Raw genomic sequence first — 13,122 nt, forward strand, 5'->3', positions numbered from 1 at the left:
CTGCTAGGCTAGTATCTCAACACAGGCAAATAAGGAAGTAAATTTAACAAGCCATAAAATCCATAACTTATTAAACTTACTCCTCTTGTTTTTTATAATCTCTCTTTGATACTTACACGCTTAAACCCTTCTGGGTAACCATCCACTTTATGACCAACAATGGTGTATTCCTTATCAGCTCCAGTGAAGGAATTTTCTAGTTCAAGATAAGCATGCGGTTCAAATAATGGTGAAGCGCTAAAGTCCGCTTGCCCTGTTCCGGAGGCATGAGTAAATGTATAAGCCACACTTTGGTCTTTAAAGTTCTGTAGACCGTGCTCCAACATGCCTTCCATAGCTGCCTTCATCGTATAGTGTGTTGAGCACATGACATAACCCAGTTCTGTCAATTGATCCATGGTTACGGATGGTACACCGTTATCTGCCCGTACATCCGCGAATATCTTCCAACCGGGAACGACTTTAGCTAATTCTTTTGCTTGCTCTAAATTTGTGATTTTTACCATCATGGCTAATTCCGCTCCTAGATCCATGGCTGCTTTCAAGCGCTCGCAACCTTCTTTCATTTCCTCTGGAATGGCCGGATCGGCATTGGTTCGAGCAATTAACATACAGTTTGTCCCTTCCAATGCTGATAGGGCTGCTTTGACTTTGGCTAAATATTTATCTCTCGGTAATAGTTTTGTCGTATCTTCCATATCGCCAGCATCTTCTAATTGAATCGCAGCCGCTCCTGCCATCGCTAGCCTTTTAGCTGAACGGTACACAGCTAAAGGACCGCCGAAACCATCTTCAATATCTGCTATCAAGGGCATTGAACTCGTTTGTGATACACGGCTAACTACCCACTCAAGATCGGTTAAATTGGTTAACCCATAATCAATAACACCATTCATACTAATCGATACTTCCCCACCGCTTAAAAGACTTACCGGAAACCCACACATTTCTACAGCACGATTTGATGCACAATCATAGACACAAGGAACTAAGAAACATTGCTTTGACTCTTCTAAAATTTGTTTTAATGTTTTTTGACTGGCCATGTTTATTTCTCCTTTATTTTTAATTAGTTTGTCAACTTACTGAATCACACCGGATATAACATATTTCCTAAAATAAGCGCTACCGCTAAAGCAATTAACGTAATTAAAACAGTAGTAACAAATAAATGTTTATAACCTTCTTTATAGGAAATACCTGATATAGCTAACACAGCAACAACCCCACCACTATGTGGAAGACTATCTAAGCCTGTTGATGCTATAGATCCAATCCGATGTAAAATTTCCGGATTGACACCCATTGCTATAAAAGGTTCAGCTAAAACGTTTAAAGTTATTGATAATCCACCCATGCCTGAAGCATTCAAACCACACAATAATGTAGTTGCAATAGCAAAGATAATAAGCGGGTTTCCACCAGATTGGCTGAAGTTTAGGACAGAATCAACAATCGTAGTAAATCCTGGTGTTATACTAATAACACTACCAATCCCAACAATAGCAGATGCTGTAATAGTTACTGTCGCTGCACCAGTAGCTGCATTTGCAATTGAATCTTTAAGGTTTGGAATATCTCTAAGGTTTTTAAAAAATACTACAACACACATTAATATGCCTACTAATAAAGCAACAGAAATATCTGTTTTAAAAACATTTAATACGACCGTAATAGAGATGAGTGGCAACAGGGAAGCTAACGAATTAGGTAATACACCTTTTGACTCTAGTTCATCTGCTTGTTCTAAAACTTTATTCGTTTCACTATCTGCCGTGAAGCCCAATCCTTTTTTTCTTGATTTTTTCACTTCAAAATCAAAATAAATCATTGTTAGTACAAGGGTTGTCCCTGCTGCAATAATCCCAACCATAGGGGCAGCCATGGCTGTCGTATCAAGAAATGTGGTCGGAATAATATTAATAATTGCAGGACTTCCTGGAAGCATATTCACCCATGTGAAAATTCCTGCACCAATTACTCCTGGAATAAGAGCTCTTGGTAAATTAGCTTCTCTAAATACTGCTAATACAATTGGATAAAGGGCAAAACAGGCAACCATTGCTTGGACTCCACCATATGTCAATAATCCACCTGCAATGATGATGGCAGGGATAGCTCTTTTCTCCCCTAATTTCTCTATAATCAATTGTGAAATGGATCTAGCTCCTCCACTTATATCCATCAATTTTGATAAAATCCCTCCTAGCAACAACATCAACCATGCAGATTTAACAAAATCAGCAAAACCCGTTACGTAATCTTCCGTAATAGTTTGTACAATCGGCACCCCACTAAATGCCGCAATAAGGATAACAGTGATTAAAGCAGCAATTGTTATAGGAACTTTTTTCAGAGTAAGCACCAGTAAAACAATAAGTGAAGCTACAATAATTATCATGTCCATATGTTGTTTCCTCTCCTTTTGTCCTTTTTATAATCTCTCTTTGATACTTACACGTTTGAACCCTTCTGGGTAACCATCCACTTTATGACCAACAATGGTGTATTCCTTATCAGCTCCAGTGAAGGAATTTTCTAGTTCAAGATAAGCATGCGGTTCAAATAATGGTGAAGCGCTAAAGTCCACCTGACCTGTTCCGGAGGCATGAGTAAATGTATAAGCCACACTTTGGTCTTTAAAGTTCTGTAGACCGTGCTCCAACATACCTTCCATAGCTGCTTTCATCGTATAGTGTGTTGAGCACATGACATAACCCAGTTCTGTCAATTGATCCATGGTTACGGATGGTACACCGTTATCTGCCCGTACATCCGCGAAGATCTTCCATCCGGGAACGACTTTAGCTAATTCTTTTGCTTGCTCTAAATTTGTGATTTTTACCATCATGGCTAATTCCGCTCCTAGGTCCATGGCTGCTTTCAAGCGCTCGCAACCTTCTTTCATTTCCTCTGGAATGGCCGGATCGGCATTGGTTCGAGCAATTAACATACAGTTTGTCCCTTCCAATGCTGATAGGGCTGCCTTGACTTTGGCTAAATATTTATCTCTCGATAATAGTTTTGTCGTATCTTCCATATCGCCAGCATCTTCTAATTGAATCGCAGCTGCTCCTGCCATCGCTAGCCTTTTAGCTGAACGGTACACAGCTAAAGGACCGCCGAAACCATCTTCAATATCCGCTATCAGGGGCATTGAACTCGTCTGTGATACACGGCTAACCACCCACTCAAGATCGGTTAAATTGGTTAACCCATAATCAATAACACCATTCATACTAATCGATACTTCCCCACCACTTAAAAGACTTACCGGAAACCCACACATTTCTACAGCACGATTTGATGCACAATCATAGACACAAGGAACTAAGAAACATTGATTTGACTCTTCTAAAATTTGTTTTAATGTTTTTTGACTGGCCATGTTTATTTCTCCTTTATAATTTCATTTTTTGTTTTTATATAATTAACCGCTTTCATTTTATAGAGCAAACCTATTAAGAGTGCCTTAGGTTTGCGTACATTTCTATTTTTAACATTAAACTTGAAACCCAATAACTACGATAGAATCGTAAATTTATCAATTTACAACATGAATGGGTTTATTCATAAAGAAATAGGAAATCAAATTATTGGATGCTTCTTCAGCAATTACCCTTCTGCCAGCAACTGTTCCAGTACCTGCATGAGGGGCCATAATGACATTGTCTAATGAGCGCAATTCAGCAGAAACCGTCGGCTCAAATTCAAATACATCAAGTCCTGCACCTGCTATCTCATAATTTTTGAGCGCTTTTACTAAATCAGCTTCTTTAATGATCGGGCCTCTTGCTGCATTGATAATATATGATGTCTTTTTCATTTTTCTAAAGGCATCATCATTAAAAATCCCTTTTGTTGTGTTCAATAATGGCACATGAATAGTTAATACGTCTGAAGTCGTTAACAATTCTTCAAAATCGACAAATTCGAAACCTAATTCTTTCTCTACATCAACTGATAATCTTGTGGCATCGTTATAAATCACACGCATATTAAAAGCTTGGGCAATTTTCGCAACCGTTTGGCCAATCCTCCCCATACCGAAAATACCAAGAGTTGTATTGTCCAATGATAATCCTTGATATTTCTCATGGCTGACATCAATCCAATTTCCTTCTCGGACCACTTTGTCGTAAAAAGATAACCGCTTAGCAGCTGCTAGTATTAATGCAAATGTCATTTCAGCAGTTGGAATACGAACCGATTGCGGTGAATTTGAAACAATAATACCCTTAGATTTTGCATATTCAATATCTACATGATCAAAGCCGACTCCATTTACTGAAATTACTTTTAAATTTTTCCCTGCATCAATAAGTTCTTTATCAGCTTTCATTCCCATTAAAAGCAGACCATCATATTCATTCAAATGCTCTAATACGTATTCACGACTAAATTCATCTTTAGAGTAAGTCACATCACATTTTTCACGTAACTCATTTAATCCGTCTTTTGAAACAATACCTGTAACAAGTATTTTAGGTTTTGCCATTTTAAGATTCCTCTCTTTCTATTTCGTATATAGCAACTTCATTTATTTCATTATTTGCTGACGCAATGAAAGCGCGGCCATTTTTATTAAATGCTAAACAGTTACTAGATCCAACATTTCTATCAATTATTGTTTCTTTTAAATTACCATTGACTATTTCTAATAGCATTAAGTCACGTTTTCCACCACGATAACCAAACACAAAGTATTTTTTATCATTAATTATTGTTTTACCTAGTGCATGACCAAATGATGCGAGGTATGGTAGTTCTGAAATTTTTTCTGAAAAATCATGATTATAAAGACGTAGATATGGACCATGGAAACCTTGAATAATTAGATACTCGTTTTTACCATCATTATTAATATCCATGTCGATCATATCGCTTGTTTCTTCAGAGAATAACTTCGTTAATTTCAGCTTTTCTCCATACCATCCCTCCCATGGATATTCTAATTTAAAGACTCCTTCTTCCCCAGAAAAAAGGGAAAAACCTTCTTCTTTTAAAGCCTTATACCCATGGTTTTTTGTAATCTTGGCTTCTAATGTCTGAATTTGTTCAATTTTATTATTTTCTTTATCGAATTCACCAATGAATACATCACCAGGACTACTCCAATCTTCAATAGAAGACTTAGAGCGAGCAATCGTACAGCCTATAAATAATAATTGCTTATTATTTAATTGAATAAGATCAAAGCGATGTAAATATGGAAATTCCATAACTTCAGTAATATCCCAACAAGTACCATTGAAGGTCCCTCGAATAATACGACATTTTTTAGCATCAAAGCCAGGATAAAATTTCTGGGTCGCTAAAAAATCTAATGTTCCTGGAATATTTACTAGTGTCATCGTTCCACCAATATTTGGCCAAACGATAGATTTTTTATAGCCTTCATTCAAATCATAAGCAAAGCATTCCTTTTTGACTTCAGAGGCCACCAATAAAAAATCATAATGATCATCTTTTAAACGCAATAATGCATAACAAGAATCTAATTGGTCCGAAAACTTTTTATTTATTATCAAAGAACACCAAAACCTCCCTAAAATCAATTATAAATTTTTTCCAACAAGTAAATATTTTAGTTAACCGGTTAACCAATATGTGCTAAAAAAAACAAACTAGAAAGAGCTCTCTTTGTTTGTAATTTCATCATAAACGATATATAAACAAAAAACAAGCCTTTTTATCGCTTTAATTAATGATAAATTCCTTAAAAAGGATCCACCTTTTAGTTTCATTAGACTTTAGATTGGGATAGTTTAGTTAACCGGTTACCTAAATAGGGGTTTCTATCTATGATGTAGATAAATTTATTCAGCAATAAAAAAAGACATAGAGTTATTCTCTTCATCGAAAATAATTCCATGTCCAGTAGATTTAAAATAATTAATCCAACAAAAATGTTACTATCACTTATAAATAATTACTATATTGATCCGCGAATAACAATTTCTGTCGGTACTTCGAACGTTTGTGCCTGTGGATTATCTATATAATTTTCACGTCTTTTCAATTTTGTAATTAATGTTAAAGCGGCTTTTCTACCAATTTCATATGAATCCTGTTTTATACAAGTAATCCCTGGTCTTAAAACCTTCATCCAGTCTAAATCCTCATAAGATCCAATACCATAATCCTCGGGATAAGTATAACCAAGAGTTTGAATAATTTCCATAAAGGACAACAGTGTGGGACCATTTACTGTGAAAAAACCAGGCTTTGACTTGCTTTGATTAAAAATATTTATTATTTTTTCTTGAAATTCTTCTTTGTTTTCAAGGACTAGCAAATTACTATCATTGGATAATTCCATTGCTTTTTGAAAGCCTTGATAACGTTGTTCTCTTGTAGATATTCCTTCTATTGGAATGGTCACAAAATAAATATCTTGATAGCCTTTGTGTTGCATCAGTTTAATAAATTTATAAATTGCATTCTCATTATCAGAAACAATCGTATCTATATTTATTTGTTTAGACTCCCTATCAACCATAACGGTATTTCGATTATCAAGAGTCTTTATTAATGGATTATCCGCAAATACAGCATCTAGAATAACACCCGAAACATTTTGTTGTTTTAAACGATTAAGATTATCCATTTCCATTAGTAAGTCATTATCAGAATTTGTGAAATTAACTGTATAACCTTCTTCTCGGCAAGTATCATGAATACCTTTCATAACTGCTGAAATAAATGGATTAGTTATATCAGCAATTACAACTCCTATCGTTTTGTAATCACTTGTTGCTAAACCTTTAGCTACAACACTCGGTTGATAGCCAGTTACATCAATAACCTGCTTAATGGCATTTTTGGTTTTATCAGACATTTTTGCATAGTTACCATTTATATAATGCGACACTGTTGTTGTAGAAACTCCAACTAATTTAGCGATATCTTTAATAGTTATTTTTCTAGACATTTTTTCACCTAATATTAATAGTTTTTAACAATTAAAATCTTAAAATATGTATCCTTATTTATAAAATTAATGTCATTAGCGTTGCATAAAAACATTTTTTACTTGTCAAACGATTAAATGATTGTCAAATTGCTATAAGTTAAAATTTACCATCTGCTTCTGATTTTTAAATTTAAAAAAGTGAACAGTGAACGAAAAGTAGCCCTTATCCACAATTTGGTATTTCACTCTTTTATTAAACAAACAAAGGATCAAAATCAAGTGTGTCTAAATGTTCCACCTCACCTTCGCTATATTGTTTCATAAGGATTTGAAACTCGTGTTCATAATCATATTTTCTTCGTCCTTTTGACGTGCGAGTGGGTGGGCGAAACAACGCTTTTATGAATGTCTCATAACTTTCAAATAGCAGGTTTTTTAACGTCTTTTTGATCGTGAGAAGACGCCCTTTAAACCCAGTGTTATCTTGAATTAAAACGGTTAAACAATAAGTAATCAGGGCCATCCAAATTTGATTGTAAACCGCATTTTGGCTTTTACCATAGAACGTTTTTATTTTTAAATGTTGCTTCATCCATTTGAAAAATGTTTCTATTTTCCAACGATAACGATAGAGATCACCGATTTCTTTCGCGGATAAGCCAAAACAATTCGTGACAATCGTTACGCTGTTACCCTTGGTGTCTTCTGTCTCGATTAATCGTAGGGGCTGAATCATTTTGGTTCCAGATGTCTCGTTACCTAAATAAACATCTTGGTCTTTAAAAATGAGTTGATCTGGATCTGGAACTTGCTCTGAAAGCACTTCAATGTCTGCGTTCTTTTTAAGTCGTGTGACAAACTGGATATCTGAAAGACAAAGCTTTTCAAATTGTTTGTAATCCATATAACCTCGATCAAATAGATAAATTGCATCTGGATCACGATCAATTAATTCATCCATTTGCGAACGGTCCGAATGGATCGCTGGCAGTAACTTAGCTTGATCGGGTATGGTGTGATCTTTCGTGACAATGACTTTTAAGTGTAACCGAACACCTGCTTTAGTCTTTCGAAAGGTCGCCCAAGGGTACTGACTTAAACTCATACTCATTGTGCTTGAGTCAATCACATTTAAACGCGTGATGTCTCGTAAAAAAAGTAAATGGTAGGACATTTTCACCTGAATTTTCTTTGTTAAAAACCGAAAGATATTCTCAAACATTTCAGAGGGCAATTCACTTAATTTTCGAGACAGTTGTGACGTACTGATACTTTCAAATCCTATTTGTTTTTTAAGATCAGCCTTATCTTTTGTTTGTTTTGAAACGCTTGTTAAACTGTCTGTGTCACAGAGTTGAGCAATAATCATTAGTTTAAAGAATCGATAAGCCGTCAGCTTTTTGACATACTTATCAAGGTTCTCGACATGGCTCAAATCTAAAAGTGTTTGTTCATCAATCAGTTTTAGCACTTCACTAATTGTAGATTTTATGGTATTCTTGTCCATGATATGGCTCCTTATTTTTTGGGATTTGGACAGAGCTACCAAACCTAATTATAAGGAGTTTTTTCTATTTTTTGAAATATTTCGAAAAACCACTTGACATTTTGAAAAAATGTTTATGCAAAGCTAATGAATTAATGTATAAAATTTACTTATTTAAATGTTAAATAGCTTAAATTGACAAACAAAATTTAGAAATTTACAACTATATTATAACTTATTATAGAACTAAATACGAACAAAGCCCAAGCCTGTTTGAGTCAGCCAATCTAGATCTGTATTTCAAAAGAGAAAAACAGCATATGCGTTAAAAAACTTTACATCACCTATTTGACTACTTACTTGACTATAATGATATATGAGTCAACGTTAATTCATATTGAGTTAGTTGAATCATTTTTTAGACTTCTGAGTAATCTTGTCGTTAATATGCATTCTCAAAAAAGTATATATAATTAAAAATAATAAATATTTAAGACACTAATTAATAATTTAGGATAAACTTTAAAAATATATTGCTAATCTTCCTTTCTTAGTTGCTCTTCTTTGATAATGGAATAGAGCATGGCTGCTTCTTCTTTTCGAGTTGACTCTTTTAATTCATTCACTTTGAGAGTGACAATTTTTTGACCAAATTGGATAACTAGCTCATCACCAACTGCAACTATAGATGAAGCCTTTGCTCGATTCCCATTGATTGTAATTCGACCTTGATCTGCAACTTCTTTGGCCAACGGTCTTCTTTTAATTAATCGAGATACTTTTAAAAATTTATCTAATCTCATATCACTATTCTCCTCCGATAAACCCGTTTTCTTTTGCTTCTTCCCATATTTCGTCTAATTCTTTTAATGTTAGCTCAGACATATCTTGATCCTGCTTGGCTAAACGTTGTTCAATATATTGAAAACGTTTAATAAATTTCTTATTCGTTTGCCTTAAAGCTAGGTCACTATTTACTTTATAATGACGCGCTAAGTTAACCACTGAAAATAATAAGTCGCCTAGTTCCTCCTCTATTTCCACTGTTTTCTTTCTAGACATAGCCTCACTAACTTCTTGTAATTCCTCTTGAATTTTATGATAAACAGCTTTAGGATCCTGCCAATCAAAGCCAACTTTTGCGGCTTCCTTTTGTAATGCATCTGCTGTTACTAAAGTAGATGTTGATTTCGGAATTCGATCGAGCTTTGATACTACCTTTTCTTTTCCTTGTTCTTCAGCTTTTATCGCTTGCCAATTAGTCACAACAGCATTCACATCATTTACCGCCACATCGCCAAAAACATGCGGATGTCTACGAATCATTTTTTCTACGATTGAACGAATGACATCATCGATGGTAAAGTAACCATGATCTGCACCAATCTGACTATGCAACATGACTTGTAGTAGAACATCACCAAGCTCTTCAATCATATGAGCATCATCCTCCTCATCAATCGCATCAATCAACTCATAAGCCTCTTCAATTAAATAGGGTCGGAGGCTTTCATGGGTTTGCTTCTGATCCCAGGGACAACCACCGGGACCTCTTAAAAGAGCTATAACCTCACGTAATTGATTAAATTGATGGGGCAAACTTTCTTTTTCAACTGGATTGACATAAACACTTGTCAAGTTACTCAAATGAACCTTTTGATCTAGTTCGACTAACTGGATTGCATTTATTTGTTCACTAGAACTTCCAGCAGATTCAACAACAATAATCGGATGTTCTGGAGGCAAATCTTCAAGTAATGTCAATTTAATCTCAGACGCAATGAATTGATCATAAACTTGGCAAAAGATAAGATGACTCGTATAATCAATTTGAGTACGCCCAAAGTTTGTTGCATCTAAAAACTGAAAGCCTTCAATTGGGTCTACATTTATCGCGGTAAATAAATCGTCTAAATAACTTTGACCACCGATAATATTAATTACAACTTCTTCTTGTTCAAGTAATAATTGAACCGTACGCTCCGCTAACATTGGATGACCAGGCACAGCATACCTAATCTTACCTTGCCCTTTTGCTTCACTGATTAATTGATTAACAATCTCCTGATAGACAGCCTCAAATTGATCAGACGATTGGTAAATTGAATCAAACGTTTGATAGTCGATTCCTTCCTTTGTCAATGTTTGAACAACTGGATGATCTGCCGTTCGCACAAAAAGAGGGATTTTTGCTTCAATTAATTTATGATAAATTCCTAAACTAAGCTGTTCGATATCACCTGCACCAAGACCAATCACCTCAATTTGATTCATTTCCTATCCCTCCTTTGGTTAAGTTCTTCTTATACTTCAAACGCAAAATACTAACTACCTTGAATCACTTCTTAGCTACAAATTATGCATCCTTAAAATTTAAAAAAAGGCAAAACCTGACGTTCCTCCTCAGTAAATACAGAAAATTTTACTAAGCTGAAAAAGTAAATCAATATCCCAATAACGATAAAAATAACAAGATACAAAAGCTGTCCCATTCTAGCAAATTGATAAAATAGGGGTTTTGTCAGCGCATGAATTCCAAAGACACTTCCGCCCATTAACGTTAAAGAAAAGATAAATCCCTTCCACGGAATATGAATTCGCTCAGATACAGGTAACATTTTCTTTAATTGAATCAGATTAAGGATTAAAATAAACAACGAAGCTAACACTGTAGCCACGGCTGCACCTGAGATCTGAAATTGAGGAACAAGCAAGAGGTTGAGTCCCCATTTAACAACTACACCTACTAAGACAAATAAAGCAGTCCGAAAAATATGTCCAAGGCCTTGTAGGATAGAAGCTGTTGATATACTTAAAGCAGAAAATACAATTGTTATAGTGAAGATTTGTAAGCTTGTACTACCTAAATTCTCCTTAAATAACAATGTATTAACTTCTGGAAAAAGAATAATTAATCCGATGGTTGCACCGCTAGCTAGATAAAGAGTGAAGCGCCACGTACTTGCAATATAACCTAAGAAACGGTCTTGATCATCTGATAACCTTGCTTTTGTTACAGAGGGGATTAAAGCAAGTGCTAAGGAAGATGCTACAACAATGCCCAACTGAGCTAAAGGCTGGCCTCGATCTAAAACACCTTTTAATATTTGGGCTTCGGCTAATGGCACCCCTGTTCGTCTAAGTAAAGGAATCAGAGTAAAGGCATCGACAAATTGGAGCAATAACAGAAGCATATGATTAATCGCCATTGCTATACCATAACCAATCACAGCTATAAAAAGAGAATGTGCTGTTTGATCCAATCCATTATCAATGGTTTGTCTGTTTGGCTGGCGATACCGATAAATTAATAAAATGATAAGGGCCCCTATACTTCCACCAACACTTGCCCAAGCTGTCCCTATTCCGATATCGTACAAAGAACGATTAAATGTGGTAACAAAAAGAGCCGCACAGATAATTAAACTGACACGAATCACTTGTTCAACCATTTGTGAAAAAGCAGTTGGTGTCATATTACTTTGTCCTTGAAATAACCCTCTCAAGCAGGAAACAAACGGGAGCAGCAAAAAGGGAAAAGCACTTGCTCGAATCCCTTCAATGAGTCCCTTATCTCCCATTAAACTAGCAATCAAGGGAGCAAACCAATAAATTAACATAAACAGCGAGAGCGAAAATAACAGTAACTGAATAAAAATTTGGCGCTGAAGCCGTTTGCTTGTAGAGCCAGATTGGCTGGCAATCAATCGTGATATCGCAGCAGGAAATCCATATAAAGCTAAAATCATTACCATACCAATAAAGGGATATATTTGTTGATAAACATAAAAGCCAATATCTCCTGTAATATTTTGCAATGGAATCCGGTAACCGGCACTTAAAACTTTACTCATTAAACCGGCATAGGTAAGTAAAAAAGCACCTTTAAAAAGTTGGCGCTGTTCTGTATGTTTATCCATATAATTAAGACCTTTCTTAACTTCAAAATCACTTATATTATAGCATACCCAAACACATAATACCGCACAACAAACACAGAACCTGCTATTTCTCTTGAATAATCAGTGGAGAAACATTAGGATATTTCTGGGGCGACTTATACTAATTTTTGCGTTTCCTTTATCACATATCACAGATAACCGTTTATTAGAAAAAAAAGACCACTAGAATGTTAACACTCTAATGGTCCTTTTTAACATTATCATTGCATTTGTTTACCTAAAAAGTTTGCAGCAATCTCTAATGTTGTTTTTTCTTCATTTGTCACTTTATCGTCTTTTGAGAAAAGAATGATCGCACCAACAGGGTCGCCATTTGCAATAATCGGCTGAATCACATAAGAAGCATTGATCACCGATTGATCCTTCACTAATTCTAAAGCAACGAACGAGTCTTTTATCAATGGATTACGTTCTTCCATTACACGCTCAATTAAACTTGAAATACTTTTAGTTAAGTAATCCTTTTTATTATTTCCAGCTGCTGCAATAAACGTATCTCGATCAGAAATCAACACTGTTTTATTCAATGAAAGAAACAATGCTTCCGTATATTCTTGAGCAAAATGACCAAGTTCTTGAATTGGAGAATATTTCTTTAAAATAACTTCTCCCTCTCGATCAACGAATATTTCTAATGGATCACCTTCTCTAATTCTTAATGTTCGTCTAATCTCTTTAGGAATAACAACTCGTCCTAGATCATCAATTCTTCTAACAATACCTGTAGCTTTCATATGTTTGACCTCTCTTCTTTAACA

At 35.1% G+C, this 13,122-nt stretch carries 11 protein-coding genes; all 11 read right to left on the reverse strand.

Annotation, left to right across the window (positions count from 1 at the left end; translation table 11 throughout):
• Positions 1-92 precede the first annotated feature (92 nt).
• On the reverse strand, positions 93-1,046 hold the full coding sequence (locus tag ACS127_RS04760; protein ID WP_440897284.1) for an isocitrate lyase/PEP mutase family protein: 954 nt from the start codon (positions 1,044-1,046) through the stop codon (positions 93-95).
• A gap of 44 nt (positions 1,047-1,090) precedes the next feature.
• Complete coding sequence (locus ACS127_RS04765) at positions 1,091-2,407, reverse strand: GntP family permease (RefSeq protein WP_440897286.1); 1,317 nt, start codon at positions 2,405-2,407, stop codon at positions 1,091-1,093.
• A gap of 27 nt (positions 2,408-2,434) precedes the next feature.
• Entirely contained in the window at positions 2,435-3,388 is a 954-nt protein-coding gene (locus tag ACS127_RS04770) for an isocitrate lyase/PEP mutase family protein (protein ID WP_440897287.1), read from the reverse strand.
• Positions 3,389-3,544: 156 nt separating this feature from the next.
• Positions 3,545-4,498, reverse strand: coding sequence for an NAD(P)-dependent oxidoreductase (locus tag ACS127_RS04775; RefSeq protein ID WP_440897289.1), 954 nt, complete (start codon positions 4,496-4,498; stop codon positions 3,545-3,547).
• Position 4,499: 1 nt separating this feature from the next.
• Complete coding sequence (locus ACS127_RS04780; RefSeq protein ID WP_440897290.1) at positions 4,500-5,531, reverse strand: hypothetical protein; 1,032 nt, start codon at positions 5,529-5,531, stop codon at positions 4,500-4,502.
• A gap of 404 nt (positions 5,532-5,935) precedes the next feature.
• Positions 5,936-6,934 carry a LacI family DNA-binding transcriptional regulator gene (locus ACS127_RS04785; protein WP_440897291.1) on the reverse strand — a complete coding sequence of 333 codons (999 nt, stop codon included), beginning with the start codon at positions 6,932-6,934 and terminating at the stop codon, positions 5,936-5,938.
• Between the two features lie 235 nt (positions 6,935-7,169).
• Positions 7,170-8,423 (reverse strand): IS4 family transposase, encoded by a 1,254-nt coding sequence (locus tag ACS127_RS04790; RefSeq protein ID WP_440895805.1) that lies wholly within the window; start codon positions 8,421-8,423, stop codon positions 7,170-7,172.
• Positions 8,424-8,938: 515 nt separating this feature from the next.
• Positions 8,939-9,205: an RNA-binding S4 domain-containing protein gene (locus ACS127_RS04795; protein ID WP_440897292.1), complete on the reverse strand. Its 267-nt coding sequence runs from the start codon at positions 9,203-9,205 to the stop codon at positions 8,939-8,941.
• 4 nt (positions 9,206-9,209) lie between these two features.
• On the reverse strand, positions 9,210-10,676 hold the full coding sequence (gene mazG, locus ACS127_RS04800) for a nucleoside triphosphate pyrophosphohydrolase (protein WP_440897293.1): 1,467 nt from the start codon (positions 10,674-10,676) through the stop codon (positions 9,210-9,212).
• A gap of 92 nt (positions 10,677-10,768) precedes the next feature.
• Positions 10,769-12,322 carry a putative polysaccharide biosynthesis protein gene (locus ACS127_RS04805; RefSeq protein WP_440897294.1) on the reverse strand — a complete coding sequence of 518 codons (1,554 nt, stop codon included), beginning with the start codon at positions 12,320-12,322 and terminating at the stop codon, positions 10,769-10,771.
• A 242-nt stretch (positions 12,323-12,564) separates the two neighbouring features.
• Positions 12,565-13,098 (reverse strand): stage V sporulation protein T, encoded by a 534-nt coding sequence (gene spoVT / locus ACS127_RS04810; RefSeq protein ID WP_440897295.1) that lies wholly within the window; start codon positions 13,096-13,098, stop codon positions 12,565-12,567.
• Positions 13,099-13,122: the final 24 nt, after the last annotated feature.

It is taken from the genome of Amphibacillus sp. Q70 (genome assembly GCF_052055485.1).
Lineage (GTDB): Bacteria > Bacillota > Bacilli > Bacillales > Amphibacillaceae > Amphibacillus.

Bases quoted from the DNA above. Each gene is read 5' to 3' on its own strand.
- ACS127_RS04760 (WP_440897284.1), bottom strand. From the start codon at position 1,046: ATGGCCAGTCAAAAAACATTAAAACAAATTTTAGAAGAGTCAAAGCAA.
- ACS127_RS04765 (WP_440897286.1), bottom strand. From the start codon at position 2,407: ATGGACATGATAATTATTGTAGCTTCACTTATTGTTTTACTGGTGCTT.
- ACS127_RS04770 (WP_440897287.1), bottom strand. From the start codon at position 3,388: ATGGCCAGTCAAAAAACATTAAAACAAATTTTAGAAGAGTCAAATCAA.
- ACS127_RS04775 (WP_440897289.1), bottom strand. From the start codon at position 4,498: ATGGCAAAACCTAAAATACTTGTTACAGGTATTGTTTCAAAAGACGGA.
- ACS127_RS04785 (WP_440897291.1), bottom strand. From the start codon at position 6,934: ATGTCTAGAAAAATAACTATTAAAGATATCGCTAAATTAGTTGGAGTT.
- ACS127_RS04790 (WP_440895805.1), bottom strand. From the start codon at position 8,423: ATGGACAAGAATACCATAAAATCTACAATTAGTGAAGTGCTAAAACTG.
- ACS127_RS04795 (WP_440897292.1), bottom strand. From the start codon at position 9,205: ATGAGATTAGATAAATTTTTAAAAGTATCTCGATTAATTAAAAGAAGA.
- mazG (WP_440897293.1), bottom strand. From the start codon at position 10,676: ATGAATCAAATTGAGGTGATTGGTCTTGGTGCAGGTGATATCGAACAG.
- ACS127_RS04805 (WP_440897294.1), bottom strand. From the start codon at position 12,322: ATGGATAAACATACAGAACAGCGCCAACTTTTTAAAGGTGCTTTTTTA.
- spoVT (WP_440897295.1), bottom strand. From the start codon at position 13,098: ATGAAAGCTACAGGTATTGTTAGAAGAATTGATGATCTAGGACGAGTT.